At 72.5% G+C, this 26541-nt stretch carries 26 protein-coding genes; 11 read left to right on the top strand and 15 right to left on the bottom strand.

The features are described from left to right. Positions 1-63: 63 nt before the first annotated feature. From AC3ANS_RS21820 to AC3ANS_RS21805, 4 genes are all read right to left on the bottom strand, one after another. Positions 64-2475: an ABC transporter permease gene (locus AC3ANS_RS21820; protein WP_488293673.1), complete on the bottom strand. Its 2412-nt coding sequence runs from the start codon at positions 2473-2475 to the stop codon at positions 64-66. Continuing rightward, a complete protein-coding gene (locus tag AC3ANS_RS21815) occupies positions 2472-3242 on the bottom strand; it encodes an ABC transporter ATP-binding protein (protein WP_488293672.1) in 771 nt (256 codons plus the stop codon). The genes AC3ANS_RS21820 and AC3ANS_RS21815 overlap by 4 nt, the downstream gene beginning before the upstream one ends. 65 nt (positions 3243-3307) lie before the next feature. Then, on the bottom strand, positions 3308-3997 hold the full coding sequence (locus AC3ANS_RS21810; protein ID WP_488293671.1) for a response regulator: 690 nt from the start codon (positions 3995-3997) through the stop codon (positions 3308-3310). Continuing rightward, positions 3994-5175, bottom strand: a complete 1182-nt coding sequence (locus tag AC3ANS_RS21805) for a sensor histidine kinase (protein ID WP_488293670.1) — start codon at positions 5173-5175, stop codon at positions 3994-3996. The genes AC3ANS_RS21810 and AC3ANS_RS21805 overlap by 4 nt, the downstream gene beginning before the upstream one ends. 82 nt (positions 5176-5257) lie before the next feature. On the opposite strand from AC3ANS_RS21805, the gene sp36 reads away from it, so the two are divergent. From sp36 to AC3ANS_RS21785, 4 genes are read left to right on the top strand one after another with little or no spacing between them, the layout of a single operon-like run. Continuing rightward, the gene (gene sp36 / locus AC3ANS_RS21800) at positions 5258-5413 is read left to right on the top strand and encodes a Sp36 family protein (protein ID WP_488293669.1); all 156 of its coding nucleotides are present in this window, start codon (positions 5258-5260) and stop codon (positions 5411-5413) included. Beyond that, the gene (locus AC3ANS_RS21795; protein WP_488293668.1) at positions 5410-5874 is read left to right on the top strand and encodes a RidA family protein; all 465 of its coding nucleotides are present in this window, start codon (positions 5410-5412) and stop codon (positions 5872-5874) included. Before sp36 ends, AC3ANS_RS21795 begins: the two co-directional genes overlap by 4 nt. Before the next feature lie 7 nt (positions 5875-5881). Beyond that, positions 5882-6745 carry an NUDIX hydrolase gene (locus tag AC3ANS_RS21790; RefSeq protein WP_488293667.1) on the top strand — a complete coding sequence of 288 codons (864 nt, stop codon included), beginning with the start codon at positions 5882-5884 and terminating at the stop codon, positions 6743-6745. Then, positions 6742-7551: an MBL fold metallo-hydrolase gene (locus AC3ANS_RS21785; protein ID WP_488293666.1), complete on the top strand. Its 810-nt coding sequence runs from the start codon at positions 6742-6744 to the stop codon at positions 7549-7551. The genes AC3ANS_RS21790 and AC3ANS_RS21785 overlap by 4 nt, the downstream gene beginning before the upstream one ends. Here AC3ANS_RS21785 and AC3ANS_RS21780 read toward each other — a convergent pair. The 3 genes from AC3ANS_RS21780 to AC3ANS_RS21770 form a co-directional block, all read right to left on the bottom strand. Next, positions 7530-8732 (bottom strand): WD40 repeat domain-containing protein, encoded by a 1203-nt coding sequence (locus tag AC3ANS_RS21780; RefSeq protein ID WP_488293665.1) that lies wholly within the window; start codon positions 8730-8732, stop codon positions 7530-7532. The genes AC3ANS_RS21785 and AC3ANS_RS21780 overlap by 22 nt on opposite strands. Further along, entirely contained in the window at positions 8729-9244 is a 516-nt protein-coding gene (locus tag AC3ANS_RS21775; RefSeq protein ID WP_488293664.1) for a SigE family RNA polymerase sigma factor, read from the bottom strand. Before AC3ANS_RS21775 ends, AC3ANS_RS21780 begins: the two co-directional genes overlap by 4 nt. 109 nt (positions 9245-9353) lie before the next feature. Continuing rightward, the gene (locus AC3ANS_RS21770; protein WP_284532618.1) at positions 9354-10031 is read right to left on the bottom strand and encodes a Crp/Fnr family transcriptional regulator; all 678 of its coding nucleotides are present in this window, start codon (positions 10029-10031) and stop codon (positions 9354-9356) included. Positions 10032-10121: 90 nt separating this feature from the next. Here AC3ANS_RS21770 and nth point away from each other — a divergent pair, with 90 nt between their 5' ends. Genes nth through AC3ANS_RS21750 form a run of 4 tightly spaced genes read left to right on the top strand, consistent with a single transcriptional unit; the run spans position 10122 to position 13376 of the window. After that, complete coding sequence (gene nth, locus AC3ANS_RS21765; protein ID WP_488293663.1) at positions 10122-10901, top strand: endonuclease III; 780 nt, start codon at positions 10122-10124, stop codon at positions 10899-10901. Then, positions 10898-11503: a TlpA family protein disulfide reductase gene (locus AC3ANS_RS21760; protein WP_488293662.1), complete on the top strand. Its 606-nt coding sequence runs from the start codon at positions 10898-10900 to the stop codon at positions 11501-11503. The genes nth and AC3ANS_RS21760 overlap by 4 nt, the downstream gene beginning before the upstream one ends. Continuing rightward, entirely contained in the window at positions 11500-12204 is a 705-nt protein-coding gene (locus AC3ANS_RS21755; protein WP_488293661.1) for an NUDIX hydrolase, read from the top strand. The genes AC3ANS_RS21760 and AC3ANS_RS21755 overlap by 4 nt, the downstream gene beginning before the upstream one ends. Further along, on the top strand, positions 12201-13376 hold the full coding sequence (locus AC3ANS_RS21750) for a MarP family serine protease (protein WP_488293660.1): 1176 nt from the start codon (positions 12201-12203) through the stop codon (positions 13374-13376). The genes AC3ANS_RS21755 and AC3ANS_RS21750 overlap by 4 nt, the downstream gene beginning before the upstream one ends. 113 nt (positions 13377-13489) lie before the next feature. Here AC3ANS_RS21750 and AC3ANS_RS21745 read toward each other — a convergent pair whose 3' ends face one another. After that, on the bottom strand, positions 13490-13891 hold the full coding sequence (locus AC3ANS_RS21745; RefSeq protein WP_488293659.1) for a phage holin family protein: 402 nt from the start codon (positions 13889-13891) through the stop codon (positions 13490-13492). A gap of 68 nt (positions 13892-13959) precedes the next feature. After that, the gene (locus AC3ANS_RS21740) at positions 13960-15234 is read right to left on the bottom strand and encodes an ArsB/NhaD family transporter (protein ID WP_488293658.1); all 1275 of its coding nucleotides are present in this window, start codon (positions 15232-15234) and stop codon (positions 13960-13962) included. A gap of 115 nt (positions 15235-15349) precedes the next feature. Between AC3ANS_RS21740 and AC3ANS_RS21735 the strand changes: the two genes are divergently transcribed. Then, a complete protein-coding gene (locus AC3ANS_RS21735) occupies positions 15350-15820 on the top strand; it encodes a CBS domain-containing protein (protein ID WP_488293657.1) in 471 nt (156 codons plus the stop codon). Between the two features lies 1 nt (position 15821). On the opposite strand, the gene nhaA is transcribed toward AC3ANS_RS21735, so the two are convergent. From nhaA to AC3ANS_RS21705, 6 genes are all read right to left on the bottom strand, one after another. Beyond that, on the bottom strand, positions 15822-17111 hold the full coding sequence (gene nhaA / locus AC3ANS_RS21730; RefSeq protein ID WP_488296544.1) for a Na+/H+ antiporter NhaA: 1290 nt from the start codon (positions 17109-17111) through the stop codon (positions 15822-15824). 80 nt (positions 17112-17191) lie between these two features. Beyond that, the gene (gene acs / locus AC3ANS_RS21725; protein ID WP_488293656.1) at positions 17192-19159 is read right to left on the bottom strand and encodes an acetate--CoA ligase; all 1968 of its coding nucleotides are present in this window, start codon (positions 19157-19159) and stop codon (positions 17192-17194) included. 154 nt (positions 19160-19313) lie between these two features. Further along, positions 19314-19916 carry an acetate uptake transporter gene (locus AC3ANS_RS21720; RefSeq protein ID WP_488293655.1) on the bottom strand — a complete coding sequence of 201 codons (603 nt, stop codon included), beginning with the start codon at positions 19914-19916 and terminating at the stop codon, positions 19314-19316. Between the two features lie 182 nt (positions 19917-20098). Beyond that, entirely contained in the window at positions 20099-21628 is a 1530-nt protein-coding gene (locus tag AC3ANS_RS21715; RefSeq protein WP_488293654.1) for a sodium/solute symporter, read from the bottom strand. Next, positions 21625-22011, bottom strand: a complete 387-nt coding sequence (locus tag AC3ANS_RS21710; RefSeq protein ID WP_488293653.1) for a hypothetical protein — start codon at positions 22009-22011, stop codon at positions 21625-21627. Before AC3ANS_RS21710 ends, AC3ANS_RS21715 begins: the two co-directional genes overlap by 4 nt. Further along, positions 22008-22730 carry a LytR/AlgR family response regulator transcription factor gene (locus AC3ANS_RS21705; RefSeq protein WP_488293652.1) on the bottom strand — a complete coding sequence of 241 codons (723 nt, stop codon included), beginning with the start codon at positions 22728-22730 and terminating at the stop codon, positions 22008-22010. The genes AC3ANS_RS21710 and AC3ANS_RS21705 overlap by 4 nt, the downstream gene beginning before the upstream one ends. Positions 22731-22899: 169 nt before the next feature. Between AC3ANS_RS21705 and AC3ANS_RS21700 the strand changes: the two genes are divergently transcribed. Both AC3ANS_RS21700 and AC3ANS_RS21695 read left to right on the top strand, forming a co-directional pair. Next, positions 22900-24402 carry an MFS transporter gene (locus AC3ANS_RS21700; protein ID WP_488293651.1) on the top strand — a complete coding sequence of 501 codons (1503 nt, stop codon included), beginning with the start codon at positions 22900-22902 and terminating at the stop codon, positions 24400-24402. A gap of 2 nt (positions 24403-24404) precedes the next feature. Beyond that, positions 24405-26450 (top strand): molybdopterin oxidoreductase family protein, encoded by a 2046-nt coding sequence (locus AC3ANS_RS21695; protein WP_488293650.1) that lies wholly within the window; start codon positions 24405-24407, stop codon positions 26448-26450. Positions 26451-26541 lie beyond the last annotated feature (91 nt).

Raw genomic sequence — 26541 nt, 5'->3', positions numbered from 1 at the left:
TCTTCGGCCGGCCCCGCCACGGACGGGGCCGGTCGAGACCGTTCGAGACAGGGTCGGTCCAGGTCAGTCCAGGTTGAGCCCGGCGGCCGGAGCAGTCGCCGCCGCACGCCGTCCCGGCAGCAGGGACGACGCCAGACCGGCGACCGCCGCGACCAGCACGACGACGGCCAGCTGTCCCCACGGCAACACCATCGGCGCCTCGTCGACGGCCGCCTTCACCAGGGCCTGCAGGCTCACCCAGGCGAACGTGACGCCGATCGCGGCGCCCAGCACGGTGGCCACCACCGACAGCAGCAACGCCTCGGCCGCGAGCGTCGCCCTGAGCTGACGGCGGGTCAGGCCGAGCGCGCGCAGCAGCGCGTTCTCGCGTCCCCGTTCGAGGACCGACAGGCCCAGCGTGTTGCCGATGCCGACGAGCGCGATCACCACCGCGATGCCGAGCAGGGCGACGACGGTGCCGGTGAGGATGTCGAGCTGACGCCCGACCCAGGCGCGGCTGCTGAGGTTGTCGGTGAGGTCGGCGCCCGCGGGCTGGGCGAGTGCGTCGAGGTCTCCGGCCAGGTCCTGCGCGTCCGCGGCCGCGTCGGCGCGCACCCAGACGGCCGAGCTCGTGGGTGCGGTCGCCAACCGGTGCAGGGTCGCCGGCGCCACGACCGCGCTGTCGCCCCACCCTGATCCGCTGCGCACCCGCAAGGTCACGCTCCCGGACGGGCCGGTGACGCTCACGCGGTCCCCCTCGGTGAGGTGGCCGTGCGGCGGCAACCAGATCTCCCCGGGGCGGGGATCGGCGAAGCCGGGCGTTCCGTGAGCGACACCGTCGCCGCCGGCCGTGGCCACCACCGGGAGCGTCCCGGCTCCCGGCACCCGTGCCCGGACGCCCTCGAGGGCGGTCGCGGCGGCCACGCCCGGCACCCTGCGGACGTCATCGAGCAGGCCGCTCGGCAGGCCGGCGCCGGTCGCGGTGATCGCGAGGTCGACCGGGTAGTTGCGGTCGAGGTCGGCGTCGACCGCGTGGCGTGAGCTGGCCAGCCCGGTCAGGACGGCGGTCGTGAGCGTCACGCCGACCAGCAGCGCGGCGGTCGTGGCGGCCGTGCGGCGCGGGTTGCGTACGGCGTTCTCGGTGGCCAGGCGCGCCGGCAGGCCGACCGCCCGTCCGGAGAGGCCGCCGACGACCCGGATCAGGGCCGGCACCAGCGCCGGGCCCAGGAGCAGCACGCCGGTGAACGACGTCGCGCCACCCGTGACCATGGCCAGGACGCTGTTCTGGGCGATCGAGAGCCACAGCAGGGCCGCTCCGAGAGCGAGCACCACGACGCCCGCGGCGACGCGGAGCCGTCCCGCGCGGGTCCGCACGTCGGTGTCGTCGTCGGGGCGCAGCGCGGCGAGCGGGTCGAGCGAGGTGACACGGCGCGTCGGCAGCCAGGCGGCGACCACGGTCACGAGCACGCCGGTGATCAGTGCCGCGGCGTACCACCTGGCCGAGGGCGTGGGTGTCCCCATCGAGCCGGTCGGCAGCGCCGCCCGGGCGATGGCGACCAGGGCGTACCCGACCGCCGTGCCGGCCACGAGCCCGAGGACCGCCGAGGCGACCCCGATCGCGAGCGCCTCCACGCGCACCGAGCGCAGCACCTGTCGCCGGGTGGCGCCGACGCAGCGCAGGAGCGCGAAGTCGCGGGCCCGCTGGGCGAACAGGATCGAGAACGTGTTGGCGACGACCAGCACCGACACGAACAGTGCGATGGAGGCGAACACGAGCAGCAGGATCGACAGCACGTTCACCTGGTTGGTCAGGTCGGCCTGACGGTCCTCGACGAAGTCGTCGCGGCTCTGCACCGTCGCGTCCCCTGGCAGCCGGTCGGCCAGCGAGGACGAGCCGCTGCCGGCGTACGCGACCGAGTCGACCCACAGGTCGTCGGAGAACCGGCGCAGGTCGGCCCAGGGCAGGTAGAAGTCCGCCCCCACGCTCGCCGCCGGGGTGTCGACGAGCCCGACGACCGTGGCCGTGACCTCGTGGCTCCCGCTGCCGACCTGGATCGTGTCGCCGACGGAGACGCCGTCGCCCTTGACCGCGTTGAGGTCGGCGACCAGCTCCCCCGACCGCTCGGGGAACCGGCCGGCGCGCAGCTCCTGCCACCGCAGGTCCGGGCTCTGTGCCACCGCGCCCACGTCGATGTCCTCGCCGACGAGCCGGTCGTCGACGCGGACCTGCTGGCTCGTCCAACCCAGGAACGACGCCTGGTCACCCCGGTCGGCCGCGGCATCGATCAGCCTCGCGGCCCGGTCGCCGTCGACGCCGGTGACGACGACGTCGGCGTTCCGGTAGGGCAGCTCGACGCCGGCCACGAGTCCGTTACGTGCGGCCGACGACAACAGGCTCGTGACCACGATGAACGTCACCCCGATCACCACGGCGATCGCGGCTGCGACGTACCGCCTGGTGTGGACCCGCAGCGACGCCGCCAGCACCGTCCTCATCGGGTCGGCTCGCCGCGCAGCGCCGCGACCAGCTGGTCGGCAGCGGGCTCGACCAGGTGCGCGCGGATCCGGCCGTCGGCGATCACGAGCACGTCGTCGGCGTACGCCGCGGCGGCCAGCTCGTGGGTGACCATCACGACGGTCTGGCCGAGCTCGCGCACCGAGCGGCGCAGGAAGCCGAGGACCTCGGCCGAGGCCTCGCTGTCGAGGTTGCCGGTGGGCTCGTCGGCGAACACGATGTCGGGCTGGGCGACCAGGGCCCGGGCGATCGCGACCCGCTGCTGCTGGCCGCCGGAGAGCTCGGAGGGTCGGTGCCCCAGCCGGTCGCGGAGCCCGAGCACCTCCACGACTAGGTCGTAGCGCTCGCGGGCCTCGGCGTCGACGCGGCGCCCGGCCAGCTCGAGCGGCAGCAGGATGTTCTGGCCGGCGGTGAGCATCGGCAGCAGGTTGAACGACTGGAAGACGAAGCCCACGTGCTCGCGGCGGAACACCGTCAGTGCGGTGTCGTCCATGCTCTCCAACGCGCGGCCGGCCACCGACACCGTGCCCGAGGTCGGGGTGTCCAGCCCGGCGAGGCAGTGCATGAGCGTCGACTTGCCCGACCCCGAGGGACCCATGATCGCGGTGAAGCGGCCGCCGGGCAGGTCGAGGTCGACCCCGCGCAGCGCGTGAACAGCGGCGTCGCTGCGCCCGTAGACGCGGGTGAGGCCCCGCGCGCTGGCCGCGAGGCCGGTCGAGAGTGAGGGTGTGGGCTGGGTGATCGTCATGCCTCGACGATCCCGTCCGGTGGGGTCCCCGGTCGTCAGCCCGGGGAACCCAACCGGCGTACGACTCAGGGACGACCGACCAGGCCGGTCTCGTACGCGAGGACGACCAGCTGGACGCGGTCGCGGACGCCGGTCTTGGCCAGCAGCCGGCCGATGTGGGTCTTCACCGTGGTCTCCGCGACCACCAGGTCGGCGGCGATCTCGGAGTTGGAGCGGCCCCGGCCGACCTCGACGAGCACCTCGCGCTCACGGTCCGTGAGCGCTGCCAGACGGTCGTCGTCCGGCGTCGATGCGGCGGCGTCGGGCAGTGCTGCGGCGAAGTGCTCGAGCAGGCGACGGGTGGTGCTGGGGGCGACGACCGAGTCACCGGCGTGCACGGTGCGGATCGCCGTCAGCAGGTCCTCGGGTGGGGCGTCCTTGAGCAGGAACGCAGCGGCACCGGCCTTGATCGCGGCGAACGCGTACTCGTCGAGGTCGAACGTCGTCAGCACGATCACCCGCGGCACCTCACCGCGGCCGGTGATCGCCCGGGTCGCCTCGACGCCGTCGAGCCGGGGCATCCGGACGTCCATCAGCACCACGTCGGCGCGGGTGACCGCCAGCTGCTGGACGGCCTCGGCGCCGTCGCCGGCCTCGCCGACCACCGTCAGGTCGGGCTGGCTCTCCACGAGCATCCGGAACCCGCCGCGCACCATCTGCTGGTCGTCGACGAGGAAGACCCGGATGGGCTCTGGCTCCTGGCTCGACGCGCTCACAGAGGCAGCCTCGCAGCCACCCGGAAGCCGCCGCCCGGCCGGGGCCCCGCCTCGAGGGTGCCGCCGTGGACCTGCACCCGCTCCCGCATGCCGATCAGGCCGAGCCCGTGGCCGTCGGCAGGCGTGGCCGCACCGCGCCCGTCGTCCTCGACCAGCAGCGTCAGCCCGGCCTCGACGACACGGACGTCCACCCGCACCGCCACGTCCGGACCGGCGTGCCGGCGGATGTTCGTGAGCCCCTCCTGGACGACGCGGTACGCCGTGAGCGCGACGCCGTCCGGGACGCCGCTGCCCGGCTCGGGCAGGGTCGCCTCGACGTGGGCACCCGCAGTGCGGGCCTCCGCGACGAGAGCGTCGAGATCGTCGAGCCCCGGCTGGGGATGCAACGCGGCTCCGTCGTCGGCCCGCAGCAGCCCCAGCATCCGGCGCATCTCCGCGAGGGCGTCGCGACCGGTCGCCGAGATCGCCTCGAGAGCCGTCGCCGCGACGCCGGGGTCTCGCCCGGCGGCGTAACGCGCGCCGTCGGCCTGCACCACGATCACCGACAGCCCGTGGGCGACCACGTCGTGCATCTCGCGGGCGATCCGCGCCCGTTCGTCGGAGGCGGCGAGCGCGACCTGCTGCGCGGCCTCGCGCTCGATCCGCTGACCGCGCTCGACCAGGGCGTCGACGTACGCGCGCCGGACGCGCCCGAGCGTGCCCAGCGCCCAGGCGGCGACGACGATCATCGCGACGGTGAGGAAGTAGGACCCGACGGTGCCGACGGTCAGGTCTGCCTTCAGCCCGCGCAACCAGTCCACGGCGGCGACCGCGGCACCGCACAGGCCGACCGCCAGGGCGAGGAGTCCGCGGATCGCCGGGGCGTAGCGCGCGACCGAGTACGTCGCGACCGGGAACGCGACCTGGCTCCAGAGCGGGTTGTCGATCGCGAGCGCCTGGGCGGCGCTGGCGACCGCGACCGCGGCGAACACGGCCTGCGGGTGGCGGCGGCGCCAGAACAGTGGCACCAGCTGGGCCACGGCCAGCGCGGTCGATGTCGCGCCTTGGTGCAGGAGCGGGAAGAACGCGACGGGGAGCAGCAGGCCGGCTGCCAGCGTGATGTCGAACCACACCTGGCCGCGCGGTCCGAGGCGCCAGGGCTGGCGCTCGGCGCCGGGCCCGGACGACACGGTGCTCACGGCTGCGACCCTAGTCCGGTGCGCGGTCGGTCGCGTCCGTCCACGGGTGGACCCGGCGTACTCCCCGAGTAGGGTGCCGGGCATGACCAAGTGGGAGTACCTGACCGCGCCGATCCTCACGCACGCGGCCAAGCAGATCCTGGACAACTTCGGGGCCGACGGGTGGGAGCTGGTGCAGGTCGCGCCGGGCATGAGCCCCGAGAACCTCGTCGGCTACTTCAAGCGGCCCCTGGCATGACGAGCCCCGAGGAGCGCCTCGCCGAGCTCGGCCTCGCCGTACCCGCCGTCGCGAAGCCGGTGGCGGCGTACGTTCCCGCGGTCGTCTCGGGCGACCTCGTGTTCACCTCCGGCCAGCTGCCGATGCGCGACGGCGAGCTGATGGTGACCGGCAAGGTCGGCGGCGAGGTGAGCGCCGAGGAGGCGACGCTGTGCGCACAGCAGTGCGCGCTCAACGCGATCGCCGCGGTCAAGTCCGTGGTCGGCGACCTGTCGCGGGTCGCGCAGGTCGTCAAGGTCGTCGCGTTCATCGCGTCCACGCCCGACTTCACCGGGCAGCCGCAGGTCGCCAACGGCGCCTCCGAGCTGCTCGGCAAGGTCTTCGGCGACGCGGGTGTCCACGCGCGGTCGGCGGTCGGGGTGCCGGTGCTGCCGCTGGACTCGCCGGTCGAGGTGGAGATCGTGGTGCGGGTGGCCCAGTGAGTGCGGCGTGATCCCGATCCCGCCGATCCCGCTGCCTGAGAAGATCGTCGAGCTCGCCCGTGCGTACGCCGACGGCAGCCGCGAACCCGCAGAGCCGCGGGACGCGGCGACCGTGATCCTGTTGCGCGGCTCCGATCACGGCCCGTCGGTCTACTACCTGCGTCGGCACACCACGATGGAGTTCGCCGGTGGGATGTGCGTCTACCCGGGCGGCGGGGTGGACCCCCGCGACTTCGACGCGACGGTGGCGTGGGCCGGGCCGTCGCCGCAGGAGTGGGCCGAGCGGCTCGGCTGCGACGAGCACCTGGCGCGGGCGCTGGTCTGCGCTGCCGTGCGCGAGACCTTCGAGGAGTCGGGGGTGCTGCTCGCCGGCGCCTCGGCCGACGAGGTCGTCGCCGACACCACGGGCGAGGACTGGGAGGCCGACCGGCACGCGCTGGAGTCGCGTGAGCTGGCGATGACGTCCTTCCTCGCCGACCGGGGGCTGGTGCTGCGCACCGACCTGCTCGGCGTGTGGGGCGGGTGGCTGACGCCAGTGTTCGAGCCGAAGCGCTACCGCACCTGGTTCTTCGTCGCCCTGCTGCCCGAGGGGCAGCGGACCCGCGACGTCTCGACCGAGTCGTCCTCCGTCACCTGGCTGCCGGCCGCGGACGCGGTCGCCCAGGCCGAGCGCGGCGAGATGATGATGATGCCCCCGACGTACCTCACCTCGCTGGAGGTCGCGCAGTTCGGCACTCCGGCCGAGGTCATCGACGCGGCGCACGGTCGCGTGGTCGAGATGCACACGCCGGACATCGAGGCCCTCGGCGACGCGTGGACGTTGTCGATCCCCGCCCACCACCGGCCGATCCTGGCGGCGCACCGGTCGTGAGCTGGTCCGGAGGCACCTTCGGATCGCGGGCGCAGTGCGTGCTCGCGCCCAACCCCGACATCATGACGCTCGACGGCACCAACACCTGGGTGCTGCGCGAGCCGGGCGCACGGCGCTCGGTCGTGGTCGACCCCGGGCCGGCGATCGCGTCGCACCTCGACGCGGTGGCCTCGGTCGCCGGCGAGGTCGGCGTGGTGCTGCTGACGCACCACCACGCGGACCACTCCGAGGCCGCGCGGGAGTTCGCCGAGCGGATGGGCTGTGGCGTCCGAGCCCTGGATCCGGCGTACCGACTGGGTTCCGAGGGGCTCGGCGACGGCGACGTGGTGTCGGTGGACGGGCTCGAGGTGCGGGTGGTCGCGACGCCGGGCCACACGGCCGACTCGCTGTCGTTCCTGCTGCCCGCCGAGAACGCCGTGCTCACCGGCGACACCGTGCTGGGGCGCGGGACGACGGTCGTGGCCCACCCCGACGGGCAGCTCGGCGCCTACCTCGACTCGCTCGATCGCCTGCACGCGCTGGCCGCTGCCCACGAGGTCGCCTCGATCTGGCCCGGGCACGGTCCGGTGATCGCCGACGCCCTCGGTGCGCTGGACTTCTACATCGGCCACCGCCGGGAGCGGCTCGAGCAGGTCGCCTCCGCGGTCTCGGCGCTGCGCGACGCCCCGCACCCCGAGGGGATCGCCGTCGACGAGCTGCCCCGCCGGGTCGTCGAGATCGTCTACTCCGACGTCGACCCGGTGCTCTGGGGTGCCGCCGAGCTGTCGGTCCGGGCCCAGCTGGCCTACCTGGCCGAGCGGCGCTGAAGAAGCCAGCGCCCGAGCCGCTGCAGGCCCAGGAGCACCGCGGTCGCCGCGGCGACGCCGAGACCGATGAGCAGTGAGCGCTCCCCGTCGGACATCGGCCAGTCGGGGGCGGGACGGTCGGCACTGGGGTGGTCCGGGTCGAGCAGGCCGACGGCGATGCTGAGGGAGCGCATGGTGTCGTCCTCGACCACCGCGACACCGTGCTGGGTCACCCCCTCGCCGTCGAGCTCGATCGACCGCTTGCTGGGGTCGCCCATCGGGTCCGGTGCGAGGACCAGGTGTCGCCCACCGGGGAGGGTGGCGATGTCGTGCGGCTGGTCGGGATCGGCGAGGCGGTGTGCCTGCAGCCTGCCGTCGGCTGTGACGCGCAGGGTGCTCCGACGCCAGCTGGCGGCGCGCTCGACGAGGTCCCGGTCGTCGACCTCGTCGACGGTGCCGCTCTCCGGGTCGATCGTGCCGGCGACCGGGAAGGAGTCCTGGTACCCGTTCACCGTCCAGGATCCGGTCCGATTGCCCGCCCAGCCGAGGGTCCGCCCGTCGGCCGACCAGGACAGGGCGCTCACGACGGTGCCGTGCCCCCCGTGCAGCGGCACCTCGGAGATGTCGCCGGAGACGAGGTCGAGCATCCGCACGCCGCTGGGGACGGGGTCGGTGAGAGCATCTGGGCCGACTTCGGCGTACGAGAACGCCAGCGTCTCACCGTCGGGCGACAGCGCCAGCGCCGGCTGAGAGGAGCCGCCGCCGTACGAGACGACCTGCAGCTTGCCGGTCCACCCCGGCAGGTCGAGCAGGTGGTAACGGCCGTCGGCGGAGCCGACAACCACGGGCAGCGTCTTGTGTGACACCCAGGCGGCGACTCCGGTCCCGATGGCCAGGTCGTCGCTCACGACATCATCGGGCCATCGGCGGTCCTGCTCGTCGTACGTGGCGAACCGCTCCGGCACCGCGTGCAGCACGGTCGGCAGCGCGGCCGCGGCCCCGGAGTCGGCGATCGGCGGGTCGTCCGTGTCGGGCAGCCAGGTCGCGAGTCCCGCGACGAGGGCGACGACGGCGACGGCCGCGCCGAGCACCATCGCCCGGTCCCGCAGCCGTGCGCGGCCCGCCCGCTGCCACGTGTCGGGCCGTACGGCGGCGATCGGTGCCCGCTCGGCGATGCGCTGCAGCTCGTCGTGGAGGCTCATGAGGGTTCTCCCACTAGGTCGGCCAGCTCAGGAGCCAGGGTGCGTAGCCGAGCGAGCGCCTGCCGGCCGATCGACTTCACCGTGCCGGTACCGATGCCGAGGACGGAGGCCGTCTGCACCTCGGTCAGGTCCTCGAAGTAGCGCAGCACCAGCACGGTGCGCTGGCGGGTGGTGAGGCGGCCCAGGGCCTGCTCGAGGGTCAGCCGCAGGTCGGGGTCGCTCTCGCGGGCGGGTGCGTCGTACGCGCCCAGGGTCTGCTCGCGCACGTGCTTGCGCTGGCGCCACCAGGAGACGTTCTGGGTGTAGAGGATGCGGCGGACGTAGGGCTCCGGGTCACCGTCGATGCGGTGCCAGCTCTTGGCCGCCTTGAAGAGCGCTGTCTGCACGAGGTCCTCCGCGAGGTGGGCGTCCCCGGTGAGGAGGTACGCCGTACGCGACAGGGCAGGGGTGCGTGCCACGACGAACGCGTGGAACTGGTCCTCGCTGTTGTCCTTGCTGGTGTGGTGCGGCACAGGCCCCGAGCCCCCTTTCACCCGCTCCTACGCCATACGGGTGCCATCCGGGGGTCACCGGGACGAGATCTCGCCAGAATCTCCCGACTCGAGCGTCAGAAGTCCCGAATCAACGGGCGCGGCGGCCCAGGCGCTCGACGTCCATGATCACGACCGAGCGGGGCTCGAGGCGCAGCCAGCCGCGGGAGGCGAAGTCGGCGAGCGCCTTGTTGACGGTCTCGCGGGAGGCGCCGACCAGCTGGGCGAGCTCCTCCTGGGTGAGGTCGTGGTGGACGTGCACGCCGTCGTCGGCGGTGCGGCCGAAGCGGTCGGCGAGGTCGAGCAGTGCCTTGGCGACGCGACCGGGGACGTCGGAGAACACCAGGTCGGCGACGACGTCGTTGGCCTTGCGCAGGCGGCCTGCCAGCTGGGTGAGCAGGCCGCGGGCCACGACCGGGCGGCCCTCGAGCCAGCGCAGCAGGTCCTCGTGGGACAGCGAGGCGAACGTGACGTCGGTGACCGCGGTGACGGTGGCCGAGCGCGGGCCCGGGTCGAACAGCGAGAGCTCGCCGAACATCTGACCGGGGCCGAGGATCGCGAGCAGGTTCTCGCGGCCGTCGGAGGAGGTGCGGCCGAGCTTCACCTTGCCGTCGAGCACGATGTAGAGCTTGTCGCCGGAGTCACCCTCGTGGAACAGCACGTCGCCTCGGCGCAGCTTGCTCTCCGTCATCGAGGCGCGCAACGCCGTCGCGGCCTCGTCGTCGAGCGCGCTGAAAAGCGGTGCCTGACGGAGCACGTCGTTGTCCACGGGTTCCTCCTCATGAGATGGCCCCGCAGCACACGGGTTCCGCGCTGATCCTATCCAGTGGGAAAGGTCACAAGCACCACCGCCCGTCGTATGTCGGGCAACAGATGTTCGCCGGACAGCTCGAAGTCCGGCGCCGTCGGTGGGTCGCCGTACCCTTGGCCCGTGCCCGCTGCCCCCGAGACCCGGACCGGTCTGGTCCGGCGCGCCCGCAAGATCGACCGGGTCCTCGCCGAGACCTATCCCGAGGCCCGCTCGGAGCTCGACTTCGACAACCCCTTCGAGCTGTTGGTGGTCACCGTGCTCTCCGCGCAGACCACCGACAAGCGGGTCAACGCGGTGCGGCCGACGCTGTTCGCCGCCTATCCGGACGCGAAGGCGATGGCCGCCGCCGACCGGGCCACGCTCGAAGGCATCGTCGGGCCGCTGGGGTTCTTCCGGGCCAAGACGGAGTCGCTGCTCAAGCTCAGCGCCGCGCTGGTCGAGGAGCACGGCGGCCAGGTTCCGCCCCGCCTCGAGGACCTGGTCAAGCTCCCGGGGGTGGGTCGCAAGACCGCCAACGTCGTGCTCGGCAACGCGTTCGGCGTCCCCGGCATCACCGTCGACACCCACTTCGGCCGGCTGGCCCGGCGGTTCGCCTGGACCGAGGAGACCGACCCGGTCAAGGTCGAGCACGCCGTCGGCGCGCTGTTCGACAAGCGCGACTGGACGATGCTCAGCCACCACCTGATCTGGCATGGCCGCCGCATCTGCCACTCCCGCAACCCCGCGTGCGGCGCCTGCCCGGTCGCCCAGTGGTGCCCGGCGTACGGCGAGGGGCCGACCGACCCGGTCGCAGCGGCGAAGCTGGTGAAGACCGAGGGCCGGGCATGATCCGCACCCTCGGCGCCGCCCTCCTCGCGGCGGCGCTGCTGCTCGGCGGCTGCGACTCCGCGGACGTGCCGAAGCCGCCCGGCGAGGCCAAGATCGACGTGGACACCCCGGCGCTGCGCGCGATCAAGAAGGACGCCGGCATCGAGGACTGCGCGCCCGGGTCCGCCACCGACAGCCGGCTGCCCGACCTCACGCTCCCGTGCCTGGGAGGCGGCCCCGACGTCGACCTGTCCTCGCTGCAGGGTCCGCTGATCGTCAACCTCTGGCAGTCGTTCTGCGACCCGTGCCGCAAGGAGATGCCGGCCCTCCAGGAGTTCTACCAGCGACACGGCGACGAGGTGCCGGTGCTGGGCATCGACTCCACCGACACCCAGCCGCAGGCGGCCCTGGAGTTCGCCGAGAAGCTGGGCGTCACCTACCCGCAGCTGGCCGACCCGGGCGGCGACCTCAGCGCGCGCGACCCGTTCCCCCTGGTTCGCGGCTACCCCTACCTCGCGATCATCGACTCCGACGGCGCGATCGCCTACCAGCAGTTCGGAGGCGTCGGGTCGTACGCCGAGCTCGTCGACCTCGTCAACCAGCACCTCGGGACCGACCTGTGATCCCCGACTGGCTGGTGCCGGTGCGGGACGGCGCTGCCGCGATCTCCGCCGAGCAGCTCACGAAGTTCACGCCGCCGCCCGGCGGTGACGCCCGGCTCGGGGCCGTGCTGATGCTGTTCGGTGAGGGCGAGCAGGGTGGTGAGCTGCTGCTCACCGAGCGGGCCCACGACATGCGCTCTCACCCCGGCCAGGTGTCGTTCCCGGGTGGCTCCCTCGACCCGGGCGAGACGCCCGTGCAGGCCGCCCTGCGCGAGGCCGAGGAGGAGGTCGGGCTGGACCCGACCTCCGTCGAGGTCTTCGGCCGGCTCCCCGAGCTGTGGCTGCCGCCGAGCAACTTCGCGGTCACCCCGATCCTCGGCTGGTGGCGCGACCCCGGCGAGGTGAGCGTGGTCAGCCGGGCCGAGGTACACGCGATCCACCACGTGCCGATCGAGGAGCTGCTCGACCCCGAGCACCGGATCACCGTGCGCCACCCGCGTGGCGGCTACCAGAGCCCCGGCTTCCTGATCGGGTCGGACCACGACGTGATCCTGTGGGGCTTCACCGGTGGCATCATCGCCCGGCTGTTCGACTTCCTGGGCTGGACCCGGCCCTGGGACGAGTCGCGCCTGCGGGACCTCCCGGCGTACATGCTGCAGGATCGCCCTCGACGGGCGCCGATGGACGACGACCTGCTGGACATCGAGGAGGGTCGCCGGTGAACCTCCTCGACTGGCTGCTCGTGGTGCTGGTGCTGGCCTACGCGCTCTCGGGCTACTGGCAGGGGTTCATCACCGGAGCGTTCGCCACGGGCGGCCTGCTGCTCGGCGGACTGTTCGGGGTCTGGCTCGCGCCGGTCGCCCTCGGCGACGCCAACCCGTCGCTGATGGTCTCGCTGGGTGCGCTGTTCATCGTGATCCTCTCCGCCTCGCTCGGTCAGGCCGTGCTGCAGTTCGCCGGCGCCCGGATCCGCGAGCGGATCACCTGGCAGCCGGTGCGCGCGATCGACGCGATCGGTGGCGCGCTGCTCAGCGCGTTCGCCGTACTGCTCGTCTCCTGGGCGCTCGGGGTCGCGATCTCGGGCTCGCGGATCGGGGGGATCACTCCGCTGGTGCGCAGCTCCACGGTCCTCTCCCACGTCGACGAGGTGATGCCGGGCGCGGCCGACGGGGCGCTCCAGGCGTTCAACGACGTGGTCGGCACCAGCTTCTTCCCGCGCTACCTCGAGCCGTTCGCCCCCGAGCGCATCATCGAGGTCGGCCCCGGACCCAAGCGGCTGCTCAACGACCCCGACGTGCAGCGTGCGGAGGCGAGCGTGCTGAAGGTCCGTGGCACCAACGAGTGCGGCCGGGGCGTCGAGGGCTCCGGCTTCCTGTACGCCGACAACCGGCTGATGACCAATGCCCACGTCGTGGCGGGCATCGACGACCCCGAGATCGTGATCGGTGACGACACGGTCGACGCCGAGGTCGTCTACTACAACCCCGACATCGACGTGGCCGTGCTGTCCTTCGACAGCAGCGACCTGACCGCGCTGAGCTTCGACCGCACCGCCGAGGCCCAGGACGGCGTCGCGATACTCGGCTACCCGCAGGACGGACCGTTCCACGTCGAGCCGGCCCGGATCCGCTCCGAGCAGCGGCTCCGCTCGCCGAACATCTACGGCGACGGCGCGGTGATCCGCGAGGTGTTCTCCCTGCGCGGCCGGATCCTGCCGGGCAACTCCGGCGGCCCGATCCTGTCCTCGGCCGGCGACGTCGTGGGCGTGGTGTTCGCCGCGTCGGTCACCGACCACGACACCGGGTACGCGCTCACGGCCGGTCAGGTGGCCGCGGCCGCCGCGGCGGGGCTCACCAGCTCCAGCCAGGTGTCGACGGGCGGTTGCGCCGGGTGAGCGGGGACGCGTCAGCGGACCCGCTGATGGTGGTCGAGCGAGCCGCGCGGCCGAGCCCGCGAGGTCGCGACCGGCGTGTCGAGACCCAGTGAACCGAGCGGCAGGGCCAACCGCTAGCTCTGGCCCTTGAGCGCCTTCGGGATCTCGCGGCCCTGGCCGATGGCCCGCTCGGGGGCGCGCACCTGCTTGACCTTGCGGATGCCCACGAACACCAGCAGGCCGGCGAGCAGCACGTAGAACCCGAACACGATGAGGAACGCCCAGTGCAGGGCGAGGCCGTCGCCGTTCCAGTTGATGAAGTACGCGATGGCGACCGACAGCATGATCACCGCGAGCACCAGGATGAAGCCGGCCGCGGCGAAGAGCCCGATGCCGATGCCGCCGGCCTGCACGCTGACCTTCAGCTCGGACTTGGCGAGCTGGATCTCCTTCTGGATCAGCGTGGAGATGTCCCGGCTGGCGTCGTGGACCAGTCGGCCGATGGTCGGGTCCTGGTCGTTCACCTGCTGGGTCATCCGCATCCCCTGGTCGATTCGGTCAGTGCTGGGACCGACCTTACCGACCGCCGGACCCGCTGGCAGCCTCAGAGGTACCGCAGCCACAGGTAGGGGACACAGATGGTGACGGTCACCGCGGTCACGACCAGGCCGTACTTCGTGAACTCCCAGAACCCGATGGGGTGCCCCTCCCGCGCCGCGATGCCCAGCGCGACGACGTTCGCGGACGCTCCGATGGCGGTCGCGTTGCCTCCGAGGTCTGCCCCGAGGGCGAGCGCCCACCACAGGACGTGCCCGCCGGACCCCTGGGCCGCGACGAGGTCGGACACCACCGGGCTCATCGTCGCGACGTACGGGATGTTGTCGACGACCGCTGACAACACGGTGGAACCGCCGAGCAGGACCATCGTGGCGACCCCCAGCCGCCCGTCCGTCGCGTCGGCTGTCGCCTGCGAGACGTCGGCGATGACGCCGGTCTCCACGAGCCCGCCGACCATGATGAAGAGGCCGGCGAAGAATGCCAGCGTGGGCCACTCGACCTCACGCATCGCGTCGGCCGGGTCGACGTCGGTGATGAGCAACAGCAGCCCGGCGCCCAGCAGTGCCACCACCGACGGTTCGTAGTGCAGGACCGGGTGCAGGACGAAGGCCAGCATGACCAGGACCAGTACGCCGAGCCCCTTGACCAGCATGGTCCGATCCGTGATGGCCTCACGCTCGTTGAGCCTCATCACCATGGCAGCTCGCTCCGCGTCGTAGACGAAGTCCTTGCGGAACAGCCACCGGCACAGCACGCAGAACGCCACCATCAGCACCACCACGATCGGGGTGAGGTGGACGAGGAAGTCGTTGAACGTCAACCCGCCACGCGCCGCGATGATGATGTTCGGAGGGTCGCCGACGAGCGTGGCCGTGCCGCCGATGTTGGAGGCGAAGACCTCCGCCATCAAGAACGGCACCGGTCGCAGGCCGAGCCGCTGGCAGACCAGGAACGTCACGGGCGCGATGAGCAGCACGGTCGTGACGTTGTCGAGCAGCGCGGAGGCCCCGGCGGTGAGCACGCACAGCATCACCATCAAGGCGTAGGGGCGGCCACGGGTTCGCTTGGCCGTCCAGATGGCGACGTACTCGAACACGCCGGTGCGCCGCAGCACCGCGACGATCACCATCATCCCGAGGAGCAGGAAGACGACGTTCCACTCGATGCCGGTGTGGTCGGAGAAGAACGCGTGGTCGGCATCGGTGATCCGGAGCAGCAGCATCAGGGCCGCTCCGGCGAGCGCGACCTTCGTTCGGTGGACCTTCTCGGAGGCCAACAGGGCGTACGCACAGACGAAGATCGCGATGGCGGCGACGGCCATGGGCGCTCCTCGGGGGTCGGGTCGACGACGCCGACCAGACTTCCCGGCACACCGGTACCGACCCTATCCCCGCGCGCACTCGCCGGCGAGGGGCGTGTGGGATAGCGTCACGAACGTGTTGGCCCGCGATCTTGCCGAGCCGTACCCCACCGTCGGCCTGGGCAGCAGCGCCGTCGAGGCTGCGCGGCTCCTGACCGAGCACCACCGCCCCGCCCTGGTCGTCGTCGACGAGCACGACCACCCGGTCGCGATCCTGGCCGGCTCGCAGGTCCTCCGGCTGGTGATCCCGGGCTACCTCCAAGACGACGTGAAGCTCGCCGCGGTCGTCGACGAGCAGTTCGTCGACCAGATGTGTGACGCGTTGTCGGAGAAGACCGTTGCGGAGCTGCTGCCCCGCGACCACGACCCCGTGCCCGTCGTACGTCCCGACGACACTGTGCTGGAGGTCGCGGTGCTGATGGTCGCCGAGCGCAGCCCGTTGGTGGCCGTCGTGGACGGGCCCGGCAAGTCGGCACCGATCACCGGAGCGGTGACGCTCACCTCGGTGCTGCGCGCGATCCTGCCCGAGCGCTTGGGCGAGCGCTGAGCTACCGGTCCTCGAAGAGATCGGGTACGCCGTCGCGGTCGTCGTCGACCTCCTCGGCCTCGCACAGCTGCCGGTAGGCGCGGTTGCGGAACCGCAGCACCACGGCCGCCAGCGTCGCCGCGAGCAGCGACCCCACGAGCACCGCGACCTTGACGTGGTCGTCGTGCTCGCTGCCGGGGCCGAAGGCCAGCTCACCGATCAGCAGGGACACCGTGAAGCCGATGCCGGCGAGCATCGACATGCCGATCACGTCGACCCAGCCCAGCTCGTCGTCGAGGTCGGCGCGGGTGAACGTGTGCAGCAACCAGGTCGACCCGGTGATGCCGACGGTCTTGCCCACCACGAGGCCGGTCACGATGCCCAGCGCGGCGGGGTCGGTGAACGAACCGCGCAGCCCGTCCAGGCCGCCGATCGTCACCCCGGCCGCGAAGAACGCGAAGACCGGTACGGCGACGCCCGCGGAGATCGGTCGGACCAGGTGCTCGAGGTGCTCGGCCAGGCCGGGCCCGTCGTGGCCGTCGGCGCGACGTACCGGCACGGTGAAGGCCAGCAGCACCCCGGCCACCGTGGCGTGCACGCCGGACTGGTGCACCAGAGCCCAGGCGAGCAGGGCGAGCGGGATCAACACCCAGGCCCGGTGCACGCGGCGCTGCACGAGGAGGCCGAAGAGCCCGATCGGGACCAGTGCGGCCGCGAGGTAAGCCAGGTCGAGGTCGCTGGTGTAGAAGATCGCGATGATCGTGATCGCGAGGAGGTCGTCGACGACCGCCAGTGTGAGCAGGAAGGTCCGCAGGCCGGACGGCAGGTGGGTGCTGATCACAGCCAGCACCGCGACCGCGAACGCGATGTCGGTCGCGGTCGGGATGGCCCACCCCTCGAGCGAGCCGTCACCGCCGAGGTTCCACAGCGCGTAGATCAGCGCGGGCGCCGCCATCCCGCCGACCGCGGCGGCGACCGGGAGAGCCGCGCGACGCGGGTCGCGCAGGTCCCCGGCCACGAACTCACGCTTGAGCTCGAGGCCCGCCACGAAGAAGAAGATCGCCAGCAGCCCGTCGCCCGCCCACGCACCGAGCGTGAGGTCGAGGTGGAGCGCAGCCGGGCCCACGCGCAGGTCGCGCAGGTCGGCGTACGACGCCGACCAGGGCGTGTTCGCCCAGATGATCGCCGCCGCGGCCGCCGCGATCAGCAGCAGACCGCCGGTGGTCTCCGCGCGCAGGATCTCAGCGGTGCGGGAGCTCTCGAGGAACGAGCCCCGCGAGAACAGGCGGGGGCGGGAAGGAAGGCGTTCGATCACGGTGCTCCTGGGGTCGTCGGTCGTCGTGCCGACCAGACTTCCCGGCTCACCACGCCCCACCCTACCGGCCGCAGGGATCAGCCCTCGGCGTCGCCGCCGTCCTGCTTGGCGGAGATCAGGTCCATGACCGAGGAGTCGGCGAGCGTGGTGACGTCGCCGACCTCGCGGTGCTCGGCCACGTCGCGCAGCAGGCGGCGCATGATCTTGCCGGAGCGGGTCTTGGGGAGCTCCGGGACGATCATGATCTGGCGCGGGGTCGCGATCGGGCCGATCTCCTTGCGCACGTGCTGGCGCAGCTCGGCGACGATGTCGGCTCCGCCGTCGCCCGCCTCCTCGCGCAGGATCACGAACGCGCAGACCGCCTGGCCGGTGTCCTCGTCCTTGGCGCCGACCACCGCGGCCTCGGCGACCTTCGGGTGGGAGACGAGTGCGGACTCGATCTCCGTGGTGGAGAGCCGGTGGCCGGAGACGTTCATGACGTCGTCGACCCGGCCGAGCACCCAGATGTCGCCGTCCTCGTCCTTCTTGGCACCGTCGCCGGCGAAGTAGTAGCCCTGGCGGGCGAAGCGGGACCAGTACGTGTCCTGGTAGCGCTGGTCGTCGCCCCAGATCGTGCGCAGCATCGAGGGCCACGGCGAGGTGAGCACCAGGTAGCCACCGGAGCCGTTCGGCACCGGAGTGCCCTCGTCGTTGACGACCTCGGCGGCGACGCCGGGGATCGCGGTCATCGCCGAACCGGGCTTGCCGTGGGTGACGCCCGGGAGCGGGCTGATCATGATCATGCCGGTCTCGGTCTGCCACCAGGTGTCCACGACCGGGGTGCGGTCGCCGCCGATCACGTGGCGGTACCAGACGTACGCCTCGGGGTTGATCGGCTCGCCGACCGAGCCGAGGATGCGCAGGCTCGACATGTCGTACTTGTCGGGGATCTCGCGACCCTGCTTCATGAACGAGCGGATCGCGGTCGGGGCGGTGTAGAAGATCGTGACCTTGTAGTCCTCGATGATCTGCCACCAGCGCCCGCGCTCCGGGCTGTCGGGTGTTCCTTCGTACATCACCTGCGTCGCGCCGTTGGCCAGCGGTCCGTAGACCATGTAGGAGTGCCCGGTGACCCAGCCGATGTCGGCCGAGCACCAGTAGACATCGGTCTCGGGCTTGAGGTCGAACACCGCCCAGTGCGTGTACGACGTCCCCACGAGGTAGCCGCCGGTCGTGTGCAGGATGCCCTTCGGCTTGCCGGTGGTGCCGGAGGTGTACATGACGTAGAGCGGGTGCTCGGAGTCGAAGAACTCGCAGTGGTGCTCGGGCGAGGCCGACCCGACCGCGTCGTGCCACCACACGTCGACTTCGTCGTCCCAGGCGACGTCCTGGCCGGTGCGGCGCACGACCAGCACCTTCTCGACGACGTCGGTCTTGGTGCGCGCCTCGTCGACCGCCGGCTTGAGCGCGGCGGCGGCCCCACGGCGGTAGCCACCGTCGGAGGTGATGACGACCTTCGCCTCGCAGTCGTCGAGCCGGGTCGCCAGCGCGTCGGCGGAGAAGCCGCCGAAGACCACGGTGTGCGGGGCGCCGATGCGGGCGCAGGCCAGCATCGCGACCACGGCCTCGGGGATCATCGGGAGGTAGATCGCGACCCGGTCGCCGGTGCGGACCCCCAGGTCCGTCAACGCGTTGGCGGCCCGGCAGACCTCGTCCTGGAGCTCGGCGTAGGTGATGTCGCGGGTGTCATCGACGGGCTCGCCCACCCAGTGCAGTGCGACCTTGTCGCCGCGGCCCGCGGCGACGTGGCGGTCGACGCAGTTGTACGCCGCGTTGATCCGCCCACCGACGAACCACTTCGCGAACGGCGGGTTGTCCCAGTCGAGCACCCGGTCCCAGCGCTGGTCCCAGTCGAGCCGGTCGGCCTGCTCGGCCCAGAACGCCTCACGGTCGGACGCCGCCCGCTCGTAGGCCTCGGCCCCGAGGTTGGCGTGCTCCGCGATCTCGGCCGGCGGCTCGAACCGGCGCTCCTCGTGCAGCAGGTTGGACAGCGTCTCTTCGGTCACGATCGATCACTCCCGGGTCCAGGTCGAAGTGGCACACGCCACACTAGGTCGCGGGACCCAGTGTGGCGATGCCGGGTTGTCAGGTGGTTGCTGGGGTCGGCGCCGAGTCGGCGCCGAGTCAGCGTGGGGATCAGCGTGGGGATCAGCGCGGGGATCAGCGCGGGCCGACCGGGAACACCGGCCGCTTGTGCGTGAACGCCGTGACGCCGGCCAGGGAGGCGTACCAGGCGGCGGCGGCCGTCGCGAGCCCGACCCAGCCGCCCACCTTGTGGATGCCCTCGGACGTCGCGAACTCGCCGATCGCGAGCAGCAGGAACGTGATCGTCAGCAGCACGAAGACGGCCAGGACCGCACCGCTGACCCGCGTCGCGGCGATCGTCATGTAGGCGGTGAAGATCCCCCAGGCCAGCAGGTAGAGGCCGATGCTGTTGGCGACGTCGCCCTCGCTGCCGGCCAGCGTCGTGTGCCCGGTCAGCCACCAGAACGACACCCAGAAGGCGCCGTACGACGAGAACGCGGTCGCCCCGAACGTGTTGCCCTTCGCGAACTCCCACATGCCCGCGGCGAACTGGGCGATGCCGCCGTAGGCGAGCGCGAGGCCGAACACGACGGGCTCGACCTTGAACAGCCCGGTGTTGACGAAGCTGAGGACGAACGTGGTCAGGGCGAAGGCGGCCAGGCCCAGCGGGGCCGGGTCGGCCAGGTGCTCGCCGGGGCGGAGGCGTACTTCGGGCAAAGATGAGGCGGTCGTCGACATGCCAGCTCCTCGGGGTTGGTGTGGTCCTCGTCGCAGGACGCTAGGAACCCCCTCGCCGGGCGGCCAGTCCGGAGACGCCTCCGGTCGGTGAGCGGTCCGGACCGGTCGATGTGTGCGACGTCACACTGCGACGGACGGTCGGTACGGCGCGACGAACGGCCGCCCGTCGACCGGCGATCCGCTCAGCGGCCGCGCTCGGCGACCGGCACGAAGCCGCCGCGGTCCAGGTCGAGTGCCTCGGGGGCGTGCAGCCGGACCATCGTGCTGGCCAGGTGCGCGGGGAGCCGGCTCCGCGTCGCCAGCGAGACCCCGATCATCGTGAGGAACGCCGCCGGCACGGTGCACATCGCGGGCTGGGCGAGCACGGCGGCGCCCCACCCGGCCGTGCTTGCCGACGGGGCGCCCAGCATGACCGCCAGCACCGCCGACGCGGAGAGCGCGCCCCCGACCAGCAGCCCCGCGACCGCCCCGGCCGCGGTCAGCCCCCGCCACCAGATCCCGAGCAGCAGGAGGGGGCAGAACGTCGAGGCGGCCACCGCGAACGCGAGCTCGACCGCGTGCGCGACCGCCAGCCCTGATGACAGCGCGGTCACCCCGAGCGTGGCCACGGCGCCCACCACGCCGGCGACCCGGAACGCCGTGACCGGAGGCAGCCACCGACCCAGGACGTCCTGGCCGACCACGCCGGCGATCGTGACCACCAGCCCCGAGGAGGTCGAGAGGAACGCCGCGAACGCACCGGCGCCGAGCACGGCGGTGAGCACGTCGGCGGTGGTGCCGCCGAACACGTGCGCGGGCAGCTCGAGCACCACCGAGTCCGCATCCGGCGAACCGGCGAGCCCCGGGACGTAGATGCGCCCGAGGACGCCGTACAGCGGCGGGAGCAGGTAGAACACGCCGAGCAGCGAGAGCACCGCGACCGTCGTACGACGGGCCGTCCGGCCGTCGGGGTTGGTGTAGAAGCGGACCACGACGTGCGGCAGGCCCATGGTGCCGAGGAACGTCGCCGCGATCAGCGAGTAGGTCAGGTAGAGGCTGTGCGGCCCGTGCATCGGCTCGAGCCAGTCGGTCTGGTGCAGCCGCGCGCTCGCGCCGGCACTGCCGCCGCGGGCGTGCACGAGCAGGAACGCGAGCGGGACCAGGAGCGCGCAGAGCTTGAGCCAGTACTGCATGGCCTGGACGAGGGTGATGCTCCGCATCCCGCCGGCGACGACGGTCACGACGACGACCCCGGCCACCAGGACACCGCCGACCCAGGCCGGCGCGCCGGTGAGCGCCCGGACCGTGAGGCCGGCGCCCTGGAACTGCGGGACGAGGTAGAGGACCGCGATGAGCACGACGAGGGCGCTGGCGACGCTGCGGGCGCGGTGCGACTCCACCCGCAGCTCGGCGAAGTCGGGCAGCGTGTAGGCCCGCGAGCGTCGTAGCGGTGCCGCGACGTACAGCAGCACGACCAGGTAGCCGGCGGTCCAGCCGATCGGGTACCACAGCATGTCGACCCCTCGGCTGAGCACGAGCCCGGCCACGCCGAGGAACGATGCCGCCGAGAGGTACTCGCCCCCGATCGCGCTGGCGTTGAGCGCCGGGCCGACGGACCGGGACGCGACGTAGAAGTCGCTGGTCGTGCGCGAGAAGCGCAGCCCGAACGTCCCGACGCCCAGCGTCAGCACCGTCACCAGCACCACACCGGTGAGCGCCGCGAACGTGCTCACGAGCGACCCTGCTGCTCGACGAGCTCGCGGAACGCCGCCTCGTTGTGCTCGGCCCGGCGCACGTAGGAGACCGCCAGCCCGACCAGCAGGGGGTAGACGAGCAGTCCGAGCAGCCACCAGGCCAGGGGTACGCCGGCGACCCGCCCGTGCTGCAGCGGCCCGATCGCCCAGAACGCCAGCGGCAGCACGCCGACGGTGACGGCGAGGACGACGGTCGTCCCGAGCGCGAGCCGCAGCTGCGAGCGCACCAGCGAGCGCATGTAGACCTCACCCAGCTCGGTGCGGGCATCGATCTCGGAGGCGACCGAGGTCCGCCGGGTGCGCCCCGACAGCGGACCGGTGACCCGCACCCGCGGCCCGGGCTCGGGCGGGCCGGAGGTCACCAGCGGCCCCGGTGTGCGCGGAGCAGCTCGCGCAGTGCCGGCGCCGAACGCCTGCTGACCGGCAGCTCGGTGCCGTCGACCACCACGGCGTACTGGCCGTTCTTCGCGCGCACCTCCTCGACGTGGGGCAGGGACACCAGCAGCGAACGGTGGATCCGCAGGAACCCGGCGTCGCGCCAGCGCTCCTCCAGCGTGCTCAGCGAGACCCGCACCAGGTGGGTGCCCGAGGGGGTGTTCAGCCGCGCGTAGTCGCCGTGCGCCTCGACGTACCGGACCTCGGAGCGGGCGACGAAGCGCGTCACGCCGCCGAGCTCCACCGCGATGGTGTCCTCGGGTGCCGGGGGCGCACCCTCGGCCTCGCAGATGCGGCGCACCGCCTCACGCAGACGCTCCTCGCGCACCGGCTTGAGCAGGTAGTCCACGGCGTTGACGTCGAACGCCTCGACCGCGTGGTCGGCGGACGCGGTCACGAACACGATCGGCGGCGGCTCGGCGAAGTTGGCGAGCACGCCGGCCAGCTCGAGCCCGGAGAGCCCCGGCATCGCGACGTCGAGCAGCACCGCGTCGACGGAGTCCTCCCGGAGCACCCGCAGCGCCTCCGCCGCCCCGAGGCAGGTGCGGACCTCGCCGACCCGTTCGTCGCGGCCGAGCAGGAACGCCATCTCTGCCAGCGCCGGCGGCTCGTCGTCGATCACGAGGACGCGGAGATCGCCCGTCATGGCCACACCCTAGGCCCCGGCGCGACGAGCACCCCCGCGTCGAGATCGGTGAGGTCGTGAGGCCTGTGAGGCCGTGAGCGGAAGTTGACGCTTCCGGTACGGCGTCCTGAGGTCGGTGAAACCTGCGCTGCCGAGGGTGGGACCACCCGAACCCCTCAGGAGCACTCCCATGACCCTCACCGGCAACCCGCTGACCACCGCGGCCGATCACGCCCCGCCCGTCCGCCGGACCGGACGCTGGATCGACGACTGGCGTCCGGAGGACCCGGACTTCTGGGAGGGCGGCGGCCGCCAGGTGGCTCGCCGCAACCTGATCTGGTCGATCTTCGCCGAGCACCTCGGCTTCTCGGTGTGGCTGATCTGGAGCGTCAGCTCGGCGCTCCTGCTCCAGATGGGCTTCACGTTCACCCCGCAGCAGCTGTTCTTCCTCGTCGCGCTGCCCAACCTGGTCGGCTCGCTGCTGCGGCTGCCGTACACGTTCGCGGTGCCGCGGTTCGGCGGGCGCAACTGGACGATGATCAGCGCGGGGCTGCTGCTGGTCCCGACCCTGCTGTTCGCGGTCGCGGTGCAGCACCCGGGCACGCCGTACTGGGCGTTCTGCCTGATCGCTGCGACCGCCGGCCTCGGCGGCGGCAACTTCGCCAGCTCGATGGCCAACATCAACTTCTTCTACCCCGCGGCCAAGAAGGGCGCGGCGCTCGGCCTGAACGCGGCCGGTGGCAACCTGGGGGTCTCGATCATCCAGCTGCTGCTGCCGGTGATCGTCGGCGGTGCGGGCATCTTCGGGCTGGTCAAGGCAGCCGACAGCGGCATCCGACTGCAGTACGCCGCCTACGTCTACGCCGCCCTGGCGGTGGTCGCGACGGTCGCGGCGTACCGCTGGATGGACAACCTCGGCACCGCCATGTCCAAGCCGCGCGAGCAGCTCGCCGTCGTGCGCAAGCCGCACACCTGGATCATGGCCTTCCTCTACATCGGCACGTTCGGCTCGTTCATCGGCTACTCCGCCGCGATGCCGCTGCTGATCAAGCTGAACTTCTGGGTGCCCGAGCCGGCCCCGCTCGGCACCGGCATCTTCTTCCCCTACTACGCCTTCCTCGGCGCGGGTGTCGGCTCGCTGACCCGGCCGTTCGGCGGATGGCTGGCCGACCGGTTCGGCGGTGCGCGGGTCACGCTGGCGTCCTTCGCCGCGATGATCGTCTTCACGCTCGGGGTGCTGTGGACCCTGACCCAGCTGACGCCGAACCCGACGGCGGACCCCGCGATCGCCAGCGACAACCAGTCGTGGTTCCCGTGGTTCCTGGGCTTCTTCCTCTGCGTGTTCGCCGCCACCGGCACCGGCAACGGGTCGGCCTACAAGATGATCCCGGCGATCTGGCGCCGCGAGGCCGAGGCAGCGACGCAGGCGGGTACGCCGGAGCGGACCGCGGCGATCGCGGTCGCGACCAAGCAGTCGTCGGCGGCGTTGGGCATCGTCGGGGCGGTCGGTGCGTTGGGCGGCTTCCTGATCCCGATCGCGTTCAGCTCGCCGTGGGTGCACGACCCGATGTCGGCCACCAAGGGCGCCTTCGTGGTGTTCACCGCCTACTACGCGCTCTGCGCGGTGGTCACCTACGCCGTCTACGTCCGCAGGTCCACCCGCTCCGCCGCCGTCGTGATCGTCGGGGTCTGACCTTGACCCGCACCCACTGTCCCTACTGCTCGCTCCAGTGCGGCATGGTCCTCGAGCGGACCGGGCGCGCGCTGGAGGTGCAGCCCTGGCCGGAGTTCCCTGTCAACGAGGGCGCGCTGTGCCGCAAGGGCTGGACGGCGGCCGCGCTGCGCGGTCACCGGGAGCGGCTGACGACCCCGCTGGTGCGTGACCGGGCCAGCGGCGAGCTCCGCGCGGCCGGCTGGGACGAGGCGCTCGACCTCGTCGCCGGCCGGCTGCGCGAGCTGCGCGCCTCGCACGGTCCGGATGCGGTCGCGGTGTTCGGGGGCGGTGGGCTCACCAACGAGAAGGCCTACCAGCTCGGCAAGCTCGCCCGGGTCGCGCTCGGCACCAGCCAGATCGACTACAACGGCCGCTGGTGCATGTCCTCGGCCGCCTCGGCCGGCAACCGGGCCTTCGGGATCGACCGCGGGCTGCCGTTCCCGCTGGCTGACATCGAGCACACCGACGTGCTCGTGCTCGTCGGCTCCAACCTCGCCGAGACGATGCCGCCCGCGGCGCGCCACCTCGACCGGCTGCGGGAGAACGGCGGCCGCGTGGTCGTCGTCGACCCACGGCGTACCGCCACCGCGGAGCGCGCCGACCTGTTCCTCCAGCCGGTGCCCGGCACCGATCTGCCGCTGGCGCTCGGGCTCCTGCACCTCCTCGACGCCGCCGGCGCCGTCGACGAGGAGTACGTCGCCGCGCGGACCACCGGATGGGAGGAGGTCCGCCGCTCGATCGCCGCGTGGTGGCCCGAGCGGGTCGAGCGGGTCACCGGTGTGGAGACCGCGCAGCTGCGGGAGTGCGCCGAGCTGCTGGCCGGGGCCGAGCGGGTCACCGTGCTCACCGCCCGCGGCGCCGAGCAGCACGCGCAGGGCACCGACACCGTGCTCGCGTGGATCGACCTGGCGCTGGCGCTCGGCATGCCGGGCAAGGAGCACGCCGGCTACGGCTGCCTCACCGGCCAGGGCAACGGGCAGGGCGGCCGCGAGCACGGTCAGAAGGCCGACCAGCTGCCTGGCTACCGGATGATCGACGACCCCGCCGCGCGCGACCACGTCGCCCGGGTGTGGGGCGTGCCGGCCGACTCCCTGCCGGGCGCCGGCCGCTCGGCGTACGAGCTGCTCGACGCGCTCGGCACCGACGGCGGACCCCGGGCGCTGCTGGTCTTCGGCAGCAACATCGTGGTCTCCGCGCCCAACGCCACCCACGTCGGGTCGCGTCTGGACTCGCTCGACCTGCTGGTCGTCGCCGACATCGTGATGAGCGAGACCGCCGCTCTCGCCGACGTCGTCCTGCCGGTCACGCAGTGGGCCGAGGAGACCGGCACCATGACCAACCTCGAGGGTCGCGTGATCCTCCGCGAGCGGGCTGTCGCCCCGCCCGAGGGCGTGCGCACCGACCTCGAGGTGATCGCGGGCCTCGCCTCGCGGCTCGGGTCGCCGGTGGAGTTCTCGGCCGATGCCGAGGAGGTCTTCGCCGAGCTCGGCCGGGCCTCGAGCGGTGGCCGGGCCGACTACGCCGGCATCAGCTACGACCGGATCCGCACCGAGCACGGGGTGTTCTGGCCCTGCCCGTCCGCCGAGCACCCCGGGACCCCGCGGCTGTTCGGCTCGTCCTTCGCGACGCCGGACGGTCGGGCGCGGTTCGTCGCGGTCGAGCACCGCGGCCCGGCCGAGCCCACCGACGCGGCGTACCCCCTCCACCTGACCACCGGGCGAGTGCTCGCGCAGTACCAGTCCGGCGCGCAGACCCGGCGGGTGCCGGGGCTGCCCGACGACGGCCCGTTCGTCGAGATGCACCCGATGCTCGCCACGCGGATCGGCGCGTACGACGGCGAGCCGGTCGTCGTCACCACCCGGCGGGGCGAGCTCAAGGCGCCCGCGCGCGTGGTCACCACGATCCGTCCGGACACGGTGTTCGTGCCGTTCCACTGGGTCGGCGCCAACCGGCTCACCAACGACGCGCTCGACCCCGCAAGCCGGATGCCGGAGTTCAAGGTCTGCGCCGCGGCGGTGAGCGCATGAGCGCGCCGACCATGCGGATGCCGCGGGCCGGCGGTGCGTGGTCCACCTCCCGGACCGCGGGTCGGGTGGACAGCCCACCGCCCGCCCGCGT

The sequence above is a fragment of the Nocardia sp. 149-1B genome (assembly GCF_057747975.1).
Note: the sequence above shows the minus strand (reverse complement) of the source record. Positions and strands in the feature narration are given on the sequence as shown.

Coding starts and splice junctions, on each gene's coding strand:
- AC3ANS_RS21820 (WP_488293673.1), bottom strand. CDS start 2,475: ATGAGGACGGTGCTGGCGGCGTCGCTGCGGGTCCACACCAGGCGGTAC.
- AC3ANS_RS21815 (WP_488293672.1), bottom strand. CDS start 3,242: ATGACGATCACCCAGCCCACACCCTCACTCTCGACCGGCCTCGCGGCC.
- sp36 (WP_488293669.1), top strand. CDS start 5,258: ATGACCAAGTGGGAGTACCTGACCGCGCCGATCCTCACGCACGCGGCC.
- AC3ANS_RS21795 (WP_488293668.1), top strand. CDS start 5,410: ATGACGAGCCCCGAGGAGCGCCTCGCCGAGCTCGGCCTCGCCGTACCC.
- AC3ANS_RS21780 (WP_488293665.1), bottom strand. CDS start 8,732: ATGAGCCTCCACGACGAGCTGCAGCGCATCGCCGAGCGGGCACCGATC.
- nth (WP_488293663.1), top strand. CDS start 10,122: ATGTCGGGCAACAGATGTTCGCCGGACAGCTCGAAGTCCGGCGCCGTC.
- AC3ANS_RS21760 (WP_488293662.1), top strand. CDS start 10,898: ATGATCCGCACCCTCGGCGCCGCCCTCCTCGCGGCGGCGCTGCTGCTC.
- AC3ANS_RS21745 (WP_488293659.1), bottom strand. CDS start 13,891: ATGACCCAGCAGGTGAACGACCAGGACCCGACCATCGGCCGACTGGTC.
- AC3ANS_RS21740 (WP_488293658.1), bottom strand. CDS start 15,234: ATGGCCGTCGCCGCCATCGCGATCTTCGTCTGTGCGTACGCCCTGTTG.
- AC3ANS_RS21720 (WP_488293655.1), bottom strand. CDS start 19,916: ATGTCGACGACCGCCTCATCTTTGCCCGAAGTACGCCTCCGCCCCGGC.
- AC3ANS_RS21705 (WP_488293652.1), bottom strand. CDS start 22,730: ATGACGGGCGATCTCCGCGTCCTCGTGATCGACGACGAGCCGCCGGCG.
- AC3ANS_RS21700 (WP_488293651.1), top strand. CDS start 22,900: ATGACCCTCACCGGCAACCCGCTGACCACCGCGGCCGATCACGCCCCG.